We start from the raw sequence: 15,280 nt of genomic DNA, 5'->3' as shown, positions 1-15,280 counted from the left end.
CGCCTGTCTGCCAGCCGATGCCGTTGATCTCGGCGTTTCCGCGCGGGTCGCCCGCGTAGTTGATCATGTTCGTGCACCGCAAGGGCATCGCCGAACTCGATCCGGTCGTCGGTGCGGGGCACTCGCCTGTCTGCCAGCCGATGCCGTTGATCTCGGCGTTTCCGCGCGGGTCGCCCGCGTAGTTGATCATGTTCGTGCACCGTAGGGGCATCGCGTTGCTCGCGGGGCTGAAAAACAATAGAACCGCGCCAAACATGTTCGCGACCACCGACGCAACCGTTACGAGTCTCTTCGGCATGGGAGGAGCTTAGAACGTCAGCGGCCAGTGTGGCTGTGGATGATAAGAATGTCAGGGCGTGCGGCGGTACCAGATTGCCGCTCGAGACTTGCCTCGAATCGGACGGGCCATCCAGAGTCGCACCATCTGCCGATCAGGTTTTCGCAGGAATTTGTACCCCCATGTTCCGGAGTTGCCGCTACGGTCTGTCTCCAATAGACGACGACCAAGACGCGGTAGCTGGCTGGTTATTTATTGCAGGCAATGATCCGGGTGGGAGATGACATATGCACTTACACCGAATCGGGCTGGCGCTGGTGGCTGTTGGGGCGGCAGTGCCCGTTCTCACTGCGCCAGCTGCTGCAGCGGACCCAGTCTGTGCCAACGTCCCATCCTGCGTACCTAACCTCACCACCGACGCCCGTGAGGGGATGGCCTGCGCGCCTAAAGGTGGCCCCCAGCACTACGCATTTGGTGTAGACGGCACCCCCGCGCGAACTTTCATCTGCCTGAAGGACGGTCGTACCGGTGTTCAGACGTGGTCCAAAGCGCCGCCGCTCTACGGGGTTATGCGGGCTGGGGAGCCCTGTGTCAGCGGGTGGTCAGCGCAGAATGTCGACGGTCGCCCAATGCTGTGCGGCGATGACAGCAGGTGGATGATCTACACATCCAACGTCGCGTAGCACAGACCCGGGGCTCGCTCCGCTTCTAGTGACGCGGGCGGCGTCCACGTCGGGAACGGCACTGGCGGTAGTGGTGATGCTGGTGGCCTCGGCACGCGGACGGGTTATCCCGGCGCAGATGGAAAGTTAGCCCCCCGCGCTGCATTAGTCTGGTGACCTAAATTCCGTGCGAAGCGGTCGTTGTCGGCCCGCAGCTTGGCGGTGTGTTCGGCCTCGGTGGTGGCGGGCCAGTACCCCAAGCTCCTCGGCGAGCCTGCGGAACTCATCCATGGTCGACATTGCCGGGCGCCCAGGGGGCAAGCAGATGGGCGCATTCCAGGCCGAGCATGTAACAGGCTTCCAGTTGTCTGGCTCGGTAGCGCGAACTTCGTCGGGCGCGGCGCACTCGTTCTGCTCGCGGGCGGTCAGAACGCGACGCGTTCTCACCACTTCACGGTCACCGTGCTGTAGTCCCCTCGCTCCCGACGGCGACACTGTTCGGCCTCGACCCAGCGACGTGCGGCGGAGGCACGAGATTCGTGCCATTCCTTGACCGGCTGCGGCTCGCCGATCCAGCCGCGTTCAGCGCTCATCGTCGTCGGTTCCGGATTGGCCGGGTAGCGGCGCTGAATACCTGCGGCCGGATGCGTAGCGATCAGCTACCCGCAGTGGCGGGATGTGGCTGTAGTCGATGTTGCGCAGCTCGGCGTTGCGGGCTTCCTGCTCGGCCTGAGCGCGTTGTTGATAACGCTCCCAGGCCTCCGGCGGCTCGCCCCACGGCGGCGGATCCGCAGCGACCACCCGGGCACGGCACTCGGTGCGTTGCTCTGGCGTCGCCAGGCTGAATACGCTGCGCGCGCCGCCGATCCGGGACGCCGTCGGGACGGCGAGGATGTGCCAGCGCGGTTTCCAGTCGGCCCGACCGCCGAAGCCGTCCAACGCCGCCCGTAGTGCCTCCGGGTCGTGATTCCATAGCACCAGGTTCAGTCCATCGCCCTCGAGGTGCACCAGCCCGTCATCGTCCACCGACGCGGTGACCGGGATGACCGGGCCCGGGTTGCGCATCGAGACGTTGAACTGGACGTGGAAGATCTGGTGGCCTGACCCGTGAAAGGCGCACTGCGCGTCTGCACCCGGAAGTTCCCAGACATACCTGGACATGATGATCTCCAACTTGTGGAGCCCCCGCTCGGGAGGCGCTCTTGCCGACACCGGTTGGTGTTGGCCGCTTCGTCATCCGAGCCACCCACGAGCGTGGGGTTGGCGTGCCATCAAGTCGGAGCTTGGCGACGGCAACTCATGAAGCCCCTCCAGGGTACCGAGACGAGCCGACAAGGACCCGACGCGAGGAAAAGAAGTACCCCGGCCGATAAAACGGCCGTCCTCGACGCCCTGAGGCGCTACTGTGCCCTCCCGGCGGCTGGGTGATCCCCGCCAAGGCCGACTCCGCCAGGTACCACGGTTTTTTCGACTCCGGGCCCGGAGGAATCCGCGAAGCCTCCAGTCGACCGATCTCCCGGCGCAGGTCAGCGACCATCGGGCCTCGCACAACGTCGCCGGGCCATCCTCTAGTCGGCCCATAGTTGGGTGCCCGTAAGTAACACCCGGACGGCACAAAATTGTTGGTGCACTGAGTATTCGAGGCTCTGAGGTCGAACCCGCGCTAGCCGTTGGTCAGTCCGGCTAGCCACACTCGCGGGTCGTCAACCCACGCCGCCGGGATACGGACCTTACGGCGTCTCGGATCACCGGACACTGCTCGGTGCGCACCCATCGGCGGACGATGTTGACGTCCTCGCCCAGACGTCGGGCGGCCTCGCCGAATGTCAAGCCTCGTTCGCTGGTGGCCTCGCTTCCGGTCATAGTTACCAGCGTACCGATCTGCCCCCACATTTCCCCCACATTCTGGGTCTAGCAGCGTCTATCTGAGCCTATCTCAATACACCTTAAACAGCAGGTCAACGCGGTGCATAGGTCTGCTACCTGCATAATAATTAGGGTTCGAGTCCCTCCGCCCGCACAAAATCTCCAATCGATTTCGCCATGTCGCCAGCGCCTTGCCGGTGCGAGAATGGACGTCGTCATCCTCGCGGGATTGGTGCACCATCATGAACAGAAAAGCAGTCTTCGCCACCTTCAGCGCGGTACTGGCCGGTGTCATCGCAAACCCGCCGCCGACGGCATTCGCCGACGATCCCAGCGGTGAGGACCAGGTGTTCTTCGCAGAGCTGGAACACGAGGGACTTCACCCCGACTACGCCAAGCAGATCTGCGGCAGCGCCAAGTGCGAGTCGCTGGGTGATCTGCTGGTGCAAGAAGGCCATGCGGTCTGTTCGGCGTTGAGCGGCGCGCCGCGGCTGGTGCCGATCTCGGTGATCGCACACCTGCAGGTGACACCAGCAGAAGCACACGGCGTCATCACCGCGGCCCGGCACGCCTATTGCCCGCAATCGCCGGACCCGTACAACAAGACTGCGTGAGCCTCACGGCTCGCCGGCAACAACAACCCGCGCCTGCACCTCACCGAGGGCCCCGAAGTCGCGGGCTTTGCGGGCATTGACCACCACGCCCACCGCGGCCAGCCCCCAGATGACGTACTGCACGACCCAGGCCAGCCGGAAGGCCGAGAATGAGAAGCCGCCCGCCATCGCGATCACGATCCCCATCGCCTGCATGATCACCAGCGTGGCGATGAAGCCGCCGGTGTTGACCATGCCCTGCGCGGTGCCCAGCGCGGCCGGCGGATTGTAGGTGCGGGCAAAGTCGAATGCCAGGATCGAGACCGGCTGGCCGGCCGAGATCACCACGATCAGCAACGCCAGCAGCCAGTGCGGTGCGGGGGAGGGCAGTGCCAGCAGCACGGCCCAGGTGCAGGCGGTCAGCGCGATCATCGCCAGCACCAGACCCGTCCGGTGCTGGGGCCGACGCGCGGACAACGTGCCGACCAACAGTCCGACCACGACGAAGGTCGCCACCGACAGTGTCAGGAACGCACCGGCCAGCGCGCGTGAAAGCCCCTGTGCGGTAGTCAGGTAAGGCACGCCCCACATCAGCGCGAAGACGTTCGCCGAGAACGGCGTGCCGAGGTGGGTGAAGAAGCCCAGCTTGGTGCCGGGCCGGGACCAGACCGTCTTCACCTCACCGAACGCCGCCCGAAACGTTCGCGGCTGCATGGCGATCGGCGCCCCGGGCGGAGCGTCCCGGCACACCGCGAGGGTCAGCGCGACCGCCAGCACCCCCAGTGCCGCCGCCGACAGGTAAGCCGCAGTCCAGCCCTGGTGCAGCAGAATCGCCAGAAACGGTACCGCCGAGAGCAACTGGCCGAACTGGCCGCAGATCCCGGTGAGCTGGGTCAGCAGTGGGACGCGTTCCGGCGCAAACCAATTGGGCAGCAATCTGATGACCGAGATGAACACGAACGCGTCGCCCAACCCGACCACGCCGTACGCTCCGATCGCGATCGGCAGCGAATGGGTCAGTGACAGCGTCAATTGAGCCGCCGAGAGGACCGCGACGCCCGCGGCGATCATCGCCTTGGGGCCGAACCGGTCCAGCAGCACGCCGGCCGGAATCTGCATCGAGGCGTACACGATGAGTTGCAGGATCACGAACGACGACAGCGTGCTCGGGCCGGTGCTGAACCGGTCGGCGGCGTCCAGGCCCGACACCCCGAAGGTGGTGCGGTCCAGCACCGCGACCACATAGGACAGCAAGCCGGTGCCCCATACCGCCCAGGGACGCCATGAGCGATCCGTGATCCGCAGCTGTGTCACCCGGCCATCCTGCCCTGTGGTGGTGAGACGCCGGTGCTCGACGGGTGCTGCCGTATCGTTTGGTGCGTGTTGGTTTCGCGGCGCGACGTGCTCAAATTCGCTGCGACCGCCCCGGCCGTGATCGGTTTGGGCGCCGCGGCATCGGCAGTGTCGGCCACCACGGCACGGGCGGAGCCGTTGGGCATCCTGCTGGACTATTCGGCCGGCGTCCTGACCGCCGAAGAGATCCGAGCGGCCGGCGCCGTCGGCGCCATCCGCTACGTCTCGGACCGCCGGCCCGGTGCCGACTGGATGCTCGGGAAGCCGATCCAGCCGGCCGAGGCGCACGATCTGCACCAGAACGGCCTGGTGATCGTCTCCTGCTACCAGTACGGCAAACAGGCGACCGCCGACTGGCTGGGTGGTCAAGAGGCCGGCGTCGAGCATGCCCAACGCGGCTCGCACCTGCATGCCGCGGCGGGCGGCCCTGATGACGCCCCGATCTACGCCTCCATCGACGACGACCCGTCCTACGAGCAGTACCGGACGCAGGTGGCCCCCTACCTTCGCGGCTGGGAATCGGTGATCGGGCAGCACCGTACCGGTGTGTACGCCAACTCCACGACCATCGAGTGGGCCGTGCAAGAGGGCCTGGGTTCCTATTTCTGGCAGCACAACTGGGGGTCGCCGGGCGGTATTGCGCACCAGGCGGCCAACCTGCATCAGGTCGAGGTCGACAAACGTAAGGTCGGCAACGTCGGTGTCGACATCAATCAGATCCTGACGCCCCGGTTCGGTCAGTGGGCCTGACCCACGCCCGGGACGATGGGGCACGGGGCTGGGCGGCCGCTCGTCGGGTGGCGCGGATCACGGTGCCGGGTTGACACTGCGTCAGTGGCTGTCTACGACAGCCTGACCGGCCGGATTCGAACATAACGATTAGATAACAATGCAGCCTTGATCAGGGCTGTTGTGGCTACTCGACCGTAACCCCGCGCATGCAGGACGTTTGTTCCCCGACGATCGAAGCGTGGTCGGAGCGCGTGATATCCGCAGGTGGGTTACCCGAGCGTAGAACTCATGAGTAACCAATTAGCTGCCGAAACGGCACAGGTTCTTATGACACTCTTACTGCTGTAGCGCGGCCGCGACGACGCGAGAGCCCGCTGCCCGATCGGGGCCAAGCCGGTCATGCCGGCAGGCACAACAAAGACGCGATGTTCCAGAGCAGGGAGATATCTAACGTGACGATCCACGAACATGACCGGGTGTCCGCTGACGGGACCGGCCCGGGCCCGTTCGCCAACGCCTCGTCCGCCCTGGTGGATCGCCTCACTGCCGGTGAGCCGTACGCGGTGGCCTTCGGTGGTCAGGGCAGCGCCTGGCTGGAGTCCCTCGAGGAGTTGGTCTCCTCCGCCGGCATCGAGACCGAGTTGGCCACGCTGGCCGGCGAGGCGGAGCTGCTGCTGGAGCCGGTCGCCAAGGAACTCGTCGTGGTCCGGCCGATCGGCTTCGAGCCGCTGCAGTGGGTGCGTGCGCTGGCCGCCGAGGACCCGATCCCGTCGGCCAAGCAGCTGACCTCGGCCGCGGTATCGGTACCGGGCGTGTTGCTCACCCAGATCGCCGCGGTGCGGGCGCTGGAACGCCAGGGCCTGGACCTGGCGGCCGCCCCGCCGGTCGCCGCCGCCGGGCACTCGCAGGGCGTGCTTGCCGTCGAGTCGCTGAAGGCCGGCGGCACCGCCGACGTCCAGCTGCTCGCGATCGCCCAGCTGGTGGGGGCCGCCGGAACGCTGGTGGCCCGCCGTCGCGGCATCTCGATCCTCGGGGACCGCCCGCCCATGGTGTCGGTGAACAACGCCGACCCGGAACGGATCCAGGAACTGCTGGAAGAGTTCGCCACCGATGTGCGCACCGTGCTGCCGCCGGTGCTGTCCATCCGCAACGGCCGGCGTGCGGTCGTCATCACCGGCACCCCCGAACAGCTGTCACGGTTCGAGCTGTACTGCGAGCAGATCGCCGACAAGGAGGCCGCTGAGCGCAAGAACAAGCTGCGCGGCGGCGCGGTCTTCGCGCCGGTCTTCGAACCGGTGCAGGTCGAGGTCGGATTCCACTCGCCGCGGCTGTCCGACGGCATCGAGATCGTCGGTAAGTGGGCCGCCCAGATCGGTTTCGACGCCGACGGCGTCGCCCTGGCGCGCTCGATGGCCGAGTCGATCCTGGTGGACCAGGTCGACTGGGTGGACGAGATCACCGCGCTGCACGACGCGGGCGCCCGCTGGATCCTGGACCTGGGGCCCGGCGACATCTTGACCCGGTTGACCGCACCGGTGATCCGCGGCCTGGGCATCGGGATCGTGCCGGTGGCCACCCGCGGCGGGCAGCGCAACCTGTTCACCATCGGCGCCGTGCCGGAGGTGGCCCGGCCGTGGACGAGCTACGCCCCGTCGGTGGTACAGCTGCCCGACGGCCGGATCAAGCTCGACACCAAGTTCACCCGGCTGACCGGCCGGTCGCCGATCCTGCTGGCCGGCATGACGCCGACCACCGTCGACGCCAAGATCGTCGCCGCGGCCGCCAACGCCGGGCATTGGTCGGAGCTGGCCGGCGGTGGGCAGGTCACCGAGGAGATCTTCAACGACCGGGTCGCCGAGCTGACTACGCTGCTCGAGCCGGGCCGCACCGTCCAGTTCAACTCGTTGTTCCTCGACCCGTACCTGTGGAAGCTACAGGTCGGCGGAAAGCGGTTGGTGCAGAAGGCCCGTCAGTCGGGCGCCCCGTTCGACGGATTGGTGATCAGCGCCGGCATCCCGGACCTCGAGGAAGCCGTCGAGCTGATCGGCGAGCTCAACGAGGCGGGCATCAGCCACGTGGTGTTCAAGCCCGGCACCGTCGAGCAGATCCGGTCGGTGATCCGCATCGCCGCCGAGGTGCCCACCACCCCGGTGATCGCCCACGTCGAGGGCGGCCGCGCCGGTGGTCACCACTCCTGGGAGGACCTCGACGACCTGCTGCTGGCGACCTACTCCGAGCTGCGTTCGCAGCCCAACATCACGCTCTGCGTCGGCGGTGGAATCGGCACCCCCGAGCGTGCCGCCGACTACCTGTCCGGGCGCTGGTCGCAGGACCATGGCTTCCCGCTGATGCCCGTCGACGGCATCCTGGTGGGCACTGCGGCGATGGCCACCAAGGAGGCCACCACCTCGCCGGCGGTCAAGCAGATGCTCGTCGACACCACCGGCACCGACCATTGGATCGGCGCAGGAAAAGCCCAGGGCGGCATGGCCTCCTCGCGCAGCCAGCTCGGCGCGGACATCCACGAGATCGACAACACCGCCTCGCGGTGCGGCCGGCTGCTCGACGAGGTCGCCGGTGACGGTGACGCGGTCGCGGCCCGCCGTGACGAGATCATCGCCGCGCTGGCCAACACCGCCAAGCCCTACTTCGGCGACGTCACCGAGATGACGTACGCGCAGTGGCTGCGCCGGTACGTGGAGCTGGCGATCGGTGACGGCGACTCGACCGCTGACACCGCGTCACCGGACAGCCCCTGGCTGGCCGACACCTGGCGGGAACGGTTCGGCTCGATGCTGCAGCGCGCGGAAGCCCGGCTCAACGAGGTCGAATCCGGCCCGATCGAGACGCTGTTCACCGCCGGCGACGCCGCGATCCTGGAGCGTCCGGCTGACGCCATCGCCGCACTGGTGGCCCGTTACCCCGACGCCGAGACCGTCGTGTTGCACCCCGCTGATGCGCCGTTCTTCACCCAGCTGTGCAAGACGCCGGGCAAGCCGGTCAACTTCGTGCCGGTGATCGACAAGGATGTGCGTCGCTGGTGGCGCAGCGACTCGCTGTGGCAGGCGCACGACGCCCGCTACACCGCCGAGCAGGTCTGCATCATTCCCGGCATCACCGCCGTGGCCGGTATCACCCGGGTCGACGAGCCGGTCGGCGAACTGCTGGACCGCTTCGAGCAGGCGGCGATCGACCAGGTGCTGGCCGCCTCGACGAACGACGGGGTGCAGCCGCGACCGGTGACCGCGCGCCGCCAGGGCCGCCTCGACGTGACCGGCCCGCTGGCCGTACTGCTCGACGCGCCCGACGTGCTGTGGGCGGGCCGTACCACCACCAACCCGGTGCACCGGATCGGCGCCTCCGACGAATGGCAGGTGCAGGAGAACCGGGCGGCCACCCACCCGACGACCGGGGCGCGTCTCGAGGTCAGTTCGGCGGGGACCGCCGAAGACCATGTGGTGCTCAGCGTGCCGCTGTCGGGCATCTGGATCACCATTCGCTTCACCGTGCCGCCATCGGTCGCTGACGGCGCCATCCCGCTGGTCGCCACCGAGGACGCGGCCACCGCGATGCGCGCGGTGCTGGCCATCGCGGCCGGGGTCGACGGGCCGGACGCGCTGCCGCCGGTAGTCGACGGCACCGCCACCGTGACGGTGGAGTGGGACCCGGAGCAGGTCGCCGACCATACCGGGGTGACCGCCACCTTCGGCGCACCGCTGGCGCCGGGACTGTCCACCGTGCCCGACGCGCTGGTCGGCCGGTGCTGGCCCGCGGTGTTCGCCGCCATCGGCGCGGCGACCACCGACGCCGGCTTCCCCGTCGTCGAGGGTCTGCTGTCGCTGGTGCACCTGGACCACGCCGCACATCTGCTCGCCGCGCTGCCGGACGAGCCGGCCGAATTGAGCGTCACCGCAACGGCTTCGGCTGCCACCGACACCGAGGTCGGACGGGTCGTCCCGGTCTCGGTCACGGTCGCCGCGGCCGATGGCACGGTGCTGGCCACCCTCGAGGAGCGGTTCGCGATCCGCGGACGCACCGGCGCCGCGGAACTGACCGACCCGGTCCGGGCCGGCGGTGCGGTCTCCGACAACGCCACCGACACCCCGCGGCGGCGCCGTCGCGACGTCACTGTCACCGCCCCGGTGGACATGCGGCCCTTTGCGGTGGTCTCCGGAGACCACAACCCGATCCACACCGACCGGGCCGCCGCGCTGCTGGCCGGCCTCGAATCGCCCATCGTGCACGGCATGTGGCTCTCGGCCGCGGCCCAGCATGTGGTCACGGCCACCGACGGCCAGGCCCGTCCGCCGGCCCGGCTGGTCGGCTGGACCGCGCGTTTCCTGGGCATGGTCAAGCCCGGCGACGACGTCGACTTCCGGGTCGACCGGGTCGGAATCGACCTGGGCGCCGAGGTACTGGAGGTGTCGGCGCGGATCGGTTCGGACCTGGTGATGTCGGCGACCGCGCGGCTGACCGCGCCGAAGACCGTCTACGCGTTCCCGGGACAGGGCATCCAGCACAAGGGCATGGGCATGGAGGTCCGAGCCCGCTCCAAGGCCGCCCGCAAGGTCTGGGACTCCGCGGACAAATTCACCCGCGAGACCCTGGGCTTTTCGGTGCTGCACGTGGTGCGAGACAACCCGACCTCGCTGATCGCCTCCGGTGTGCACTACCAGCACCCCGAGGGCGTGCTGTACCTGACGCAATTCACCCAGGTGGCGATGGCCACCGTGGCCGCCGCCCAGGTTGCCGAGATGCGTGAGCAGGGTGCGTTCGTCGAAGGCGCGATCGCCTGCGGTCACTCCGTGGGTGAGTACACCGCGCTGGCGTGCGTCAGCGGTGTCTACGAGCTGGAGGCGTTGCTGGAGGTGGTGTTCCACCGCGGCTCGAAGATGCACGACATCGTGCCGCGTGACGCGTTGGGGCGCTCCAACTACCGCTTGGCCGCCATCCGACCGTCGCAGATCGACCTCGACGACGCCGACGTCACCGCGTTCGTCGCCGAGATCGCCGAGCGCACCGGGGAATTCCTGCAGATCGTGAACTTCAACCTGCGGGGTTCGCAGTACGCGATCGCCGGCACGGTGGCCGGCTTGGAAGCCCTTGAGGAAGAGGTGGAGCGGCGCCGCGAGATCTCCGGCGGCAAGCGCTCGTTCATCCTGGTGCCCGGGATCGACGTGCCGTTCCACTCCAGCGTGTTGCGCATCGGCGTGGACGACTTCCGGCGTTCGCTGGAGCGGGTGATGCCGCGGGACAAGGACCCTGAGCTGATCATCGGCCGCTACATCCCCAACCTGGTGCCCAAGCCGTTCAGCCTGGACCGCGAGTTCATTCAGGAGATCCGCGACCTGGTGCCGGCCGAGCCGCTGGACGAGGTGCTGGCCGACTACGACACCTGGCGCAACGAGAAGCCAGCCGAGCTGTGCCGCAAGATCGTCATCGAGCTGCTGGCCTGGCAGTTCGCCAGCCCGGTGCGCTGGATCGAGACCCAGGACCTGCTGTTCATCGAGGAGGCCGCCGGCGGCCTGGGCGTGGAGCGGTTCGTCGAGATCGGGGTGAAGTCGGCCCCGACCGTTGCCGGACTGGCCACCAACACCCTCAAGCTGCCCGAATACGCCCACAGCACAGTGGAAGTGCTCAACGCCGAACGCGACGCCGCGGTGCTGTTCGCCACCGACACCGACCCCGAGCCGGAAGATGAGCCGGTTGCCGAGGATTCCGACGCTGGCGCGTCGGACGGTGCGCCCGTGTCTGGTGTCGCCCCGGCCGTCGCCGCGGCTTCGCCAGCGGCTCCGCCCGGTGCTCCCCGTCCCGACGACATCGGCTTCGACGCCGCCGACGCCACGCTGGCGCTGATCGCGTTGAGCGCCAAGATGCGTATCGACCAGATCGAGGCGCTGGACTCCATCGAATCCATCACCGACGGCGCGTCGTCGCGACGCAACCAGCTGCTGGTGGACTTGGGTTCGGAGCTGAACCTGGGTGCCATCGACGGCGCCGCCGAGGCCGACCTGGCCGGACTGAAGTCCCAGGTGACCAAGCTGGCGCGCACCTACAAGCCGTACGGCCCGGTGCTGACCGACGCCATCAACGACCAGCTGCGCACTGTGCTGGGGCCGTCGGGCAAGCGCCCGGCCGCCATCGCCGAACGGGTCAAGAAGACCTGGGAGCTCGGTGACGGCTGGGCCAAGCACGTCACCGTCGAGGTGGCGCTGGGCACCCGCGAAGGCAGCAGCGTTCGGGGCGGTGCCCTGGGCGGCCTGCACGAGGGGGCGCTGGCCGATGCGGCCGCGGTCGACAAGGTTGTGGACAGTGCTGTCGCTGCCGTCGCCGCCCGCCGCGGTGTGGCCGTCAGTCTGCCGTCGGCCGGCGGTGGTGGCGGTGCGACGGTCGATGCCGCCGCGCTGGGTGAGTTCACCGAGCAGATCACCGGCCGGGACGGCGTGCTCGCCTCCGCGGCCCGGCTGGTGCTGGGTCAGCTCGGTTTCGACGACGCGGTGACCGTGGCTGAGGCCGCCACCGACGGCGAGCTGATCGACCTGGTCAGCGCCGAGCTGGGGTCGGACTGGCCGCGGCTGGTGGCGCCGGTGTTCGACGGGCGCAAGGCGGTGCTGTTCGACGACCGGTGGGCCAGTGCCCGCGAGGACCTGGTCAAGCTGTGGCTGACCGACGAGGGCGACATCGACGCCGACTGGCCGCGGCTCGCCGAGCGCTTCGAAGGCACCGGCCACGTCGTCGCCACCCAGGCAACCTGGTGGCAGGGCAAAGCGCTGGCGGCGGGACGGCAGATTCACGCCTCGCTGTTCGCCCGCATCGCCGCGGGCGCGGAGAACCCCGGCAAGGGCCGCTACGCCCACGAGGTCGCGGTGGTGACCGGTGCGTCGAAGGGCTCGATCGCCGCGTCGGTGGTCGGGCAACTGCTCGACGGCGGTGCGACCGTCATCGCCACCACCTCCAAGCTCGACGACGACCGGCTGGGCTTCTACCGCAACCTCTACCGCGACCACGCCCGGTTCGGGGCGGCGCTGTGGGTGGTGCCGGCCAACATGGCCTCCTACGCCGACATCGACGCCCTCGTCGAATGGGTGGGCACCGAGCAGTCCGAAAACCTTGGGCCGCAGTCGATTCACCTCAAGGACGCGCAGACCCCGACGCTGCTGTTCCCGTTTGCCGCGCCGCGCGTGGCCGGGGACCTCTCGGAGGCCGGTGCTCGTGCCGAGATGGAGATGAAGGTGCTGCTGTGGGCAGTGCAGCGGCTCATCGGCGGCCTGTCGAAGATCGGCGCCGAACGTGACATCGCCTCCCGGCTGCACGTGGTGCTGCCCGGCTCGCCCAACCGCGGCATGTTCGGCGGTGACGGCGCCTACGGCGAGGCCAAGGCCGCGCTGGATGCGGTGGTGGCGCGCTGGAAAGCCGAGTCGTCGTGGGCGTCTCGGGTCAGCCTGGCGCACGCGCTGATCGGCTGGACCCGCGGCACCGGGCTGATGGGCCACAACGACGTGATCGTCGACGCGGTCGAGGAAGCCGGCGTCACCACCTACTCGACCGAGCAGATGGCAGCCATGCTGCTGGGCCTGTGTGACGTCGAATCCAAGGTGGCCGCGGCCAATGCGCCGATCGAGGCAGACCTCACCGGCGGGCTGGCCGAGGCGAACCTGGACATGGCCGAGCTGGCCGCCAAGGCCCGCGAGGAGATGACGGCCGAAACCGCGGCCGAAGAGGCCCCAGAGTCCGCGAATACCATTGCGGCACTGCCGAGCCCGCCGCGCGGCTACACCCCGGCGCCGCCGCCGGCCTGGGATGATCTCGACGTCGACCTGGCCGACTTGGTGGTCATCGTCGGCGGCGCCGAGCTGGGCCCGCTGGGCTCGTCGCGCACCCGGTTCGAGATGGAGGTCTCCGGTGAGCTGTCGGCCGCCGGGGTGCTCGAACTGGCCTGGACCACCGGGCTGATCAAGTGGGAAGACGACCCGACCCCCGGCTGGTACGACACCGAAACCGGGGAGCTCGTCGACGAATCCGAGCTCGTCGAGCGCTACCACGACACCGTGGTGGAGCGAGTGGGCATTCGCGAATTCGTCGATGACGGTGCGATCGACCCCGATCACGCCTCGCCGCTGCTGGTCAGCGTGTTCCTGGACAAGGACTTCTCGTTCGTGGTCTCCAGCGAGGCCGACGCGCGGGCGTTCGTCGAGTTCGACCCGGAGCACACCGTGGTGCGTCCGGTGCCGGACTCGTCCGACTGGCAGGTCATCCGCAAGGCGGGCACCGAGATCCGAGTGCCCCGCAAGAGCAAGCTGTCGCGCACCGTGGGAGCGCAGATCCCGACCGGGTTCGACCCGACGGTGTGGGGGATCAGCCAGGACATGGCCACCTCCATCGACCGGGTGGCGCTGTGGAACATCGTCGCCACCGTGGACGCGTTCCTGTCGGCCGGCTTCACCCCGACCGAGCTGATGCGCTGGGTGCACCCGTCGCTGGTGGCCAGCACGCAGGGCACGGGCATGGGCGGCATGACCTCGATGCAGACCATGTATCACGGCAACCTGCTGGGACGGTCCAAGCCCAACGACATCCTGCAGGAGGTTTTGCCCAACGTCGTCGCCGCGCACGTGGTGCAGAGCTACGTCGGGTCCTACGGCGCGATGATCCACCCGGTGGCCGCCTGTGCCACCGCGGCGGTGTCGGTCGAGGAGGGCGTCGACAAGATCCGGTTGGGCAAGGCCGAGCTGGTGGTCACCGGCGGCTACGACGACCTGACTCTGGAAGCGATCATCGGCTTCGGTGACATGGCGGCCACCGCCGACACCGAGATGATGCGCGCCAAGGGCATCAGCGACTCGAAGTTCTCCCGAGCCAACGACCGCCGCCGGTTGGGCTTCGTCGAGGCGCAAGGTGGGGGCACCATCCTGCTGGCCCGCGGCGACCTGGCGGCCAAGATGGGCTTACCGGTGCAGGCGGTGGTGGCCTACGCGCAGAGCTTCGCCGACGGCGTGCACACCTCCATCCCGGCACCCGGCCTGGGGGCGCTCGGTGCCGGCCGCGGCGGCAAGGACTCGTTGCTTGCCCGCTCGCTGGCCAAGCTCGGTGTCGGGCCCGACGACGTCGCGGTGGTCTCCAAGCACGACACCTCGACGCTGGCCAACGACCCCAACGAGACCGAGCTGCACGAGCGGCTGGCCGACTCGATGGGGCGCGCGCAAGGGGCCCCGCTGTTCGTGATCAGCCAGAAGAGCCTGACCGGGCACGCCAAGGGCGGCGCGGCGGTCTTCCAGCTGATGGGCTTGTGCCAGGTGCTGCGCGACGGCGTCATCCCGCCCAACCGCAGCCTGGACTGCGTCGACGACGAGCTGGCCACCGCCGGGCACTTCGTGTGGGTGCGGGAGCCGCTGCACCTGGGGGAGAAGTTCCCGCTCAAGGCGGGACTGGTCACCAGCCTCGGGTTCGGCCACGTCTCCGGTCTGGTGGCGCTGGTGCACCCGGCGGCGTTCCTGGCCGCGCTGGACCCGGGCCAGCGGGAGGCGTACCTGGAGCAGGCTTCCAGCCGTGTGCTCGACGGCCAGCGTCGGCTCGCCTCGGCGATCGCCGGCGGCCGCCCGATGTATGAGCGGCCCGCGGACCGGCGGTTCGACCACGACACGTCGGAGAAGCGCCAGGAGTCGGCGATGCTGCTCAACCCGGCGGCACGGCTCGGCGACGGCGACGTCTACATCGGCTGACCGGCGAGCGTGCGCGTCCCCGGCCGACACGCCGTGGATGAGACCGTTTGTGCGCACCCTCGCGGGTCGGTAGAAGGG

The 15,280-nt window shown here is 68.7% G+C and carries 5 protein-coding genes, 1 pseudogene and 1 riboswitch; of the genes and pseudogenes, 3 read left to right on the top strand and 3 right to left on the bottom strand.

The window, feature by feature from the left end; all coding sequences use genetic code 11:
* Positions 1 to 298: pseudogene (locus tag ACAG20_RS02490) on the bottom strand (hypothetical protein); the annotation flags it as partial.
* 1,223 nt (positions 299 to 1,521) lie between these two features.
* A complete protein-coding gene (locus ACAG20_RS02485) occupies positions 1,522 to 2,100 on the bottom strand; it encodes a hypothetical protein (RefSeq protein WP_370491394.1) in 579 nt (192 codons plus the stop codon).
* A gap of 32 nt (positions 2,101 to 2,132) precedes the next feature.
* A riboswitch (SAM riboswitch) is annotated at positions 2,133 to 2,244 on the bottom strand.
* Between the two features lie 803 nt (positions 2,245 to 3,047).
* On the opposite strand from ACAG20_RS02485, the gene ACAG20_RS02480 reads away from it, so the two are divergent.
* Complete coding sequence (locus ACAG20_RS02480; protein ID WP_370491393.1) at positions 3,048 to 3,419, top strand: DUF732 domain-containing protein; 372 nt, start codon at positions 3,048 to 3,050, stop codon at positions 3,417 to 3,419.
* Positions 3,420 to 3,422: 3 nt separating this feature from the next.
* Here the strand turns inward: ACAG20_RS02480 and ACAG20_RS02475 are convergent, their stop codons facing one another.
* Positions 3,423 to 4,712, bottom strand: a complete 1,290-nt coding sequence (locus ACAG20_RS02475; RefSeq protein ID WP_370491392.1) for a nitrate/nitrite transporter — start codon at positions 4,710 to 4,712, stop codon at positions 3,423 to 3,425.
* 66 nt (positions 4,713 to 4,778) lie between these two features.
* Here ACAG20_RS02475 and ACAG20_RS02470 point away from each other — a divergent pair, with 66 nt between their 5' ends.
* Positions 4,779 to 5,501, top strand: coding sequence for a DUF1906 domain-containing protein (locus ACAG20_RS02470; protein ID WP_370491391.1), 723 nt, complete (start codon positions 4,779 to 4,781; stop codon positions 5,499 to 5,501).
* A 434-nt stretch (positions 5,502 to 5,935) separates the two neighbouring features.
* Positions 5,936 to 15,202, top strand: a complete 9,267-nt coding sequence (locus ACAG20_RS02465; protein ID WP_370491390.1) for a fatty acid synthase subunit beta domain-containing protein — start codon at positions 5,936 to 5,938, stop codon at positions 15,200 to 15,202.
* Positions 15,203 to 15,280: the final 78 nt, after the last annotated feature.

The organism is Mycobacterium sp. pW045, from assembly GCF_041287085.1.
In the GTDB taxonomy this organism is placed as follows: Bacteria; Actinomycetota; Actinomycetes; order Mycobacteriales; family Mycobacteriaceae; genus Mycobacterium; species Mycobacterium algericum_A.
Note: the sequence above shows the minus strand (reverse complement) of the source record. Positions and strands in the feature narration are given on the sequence as shown.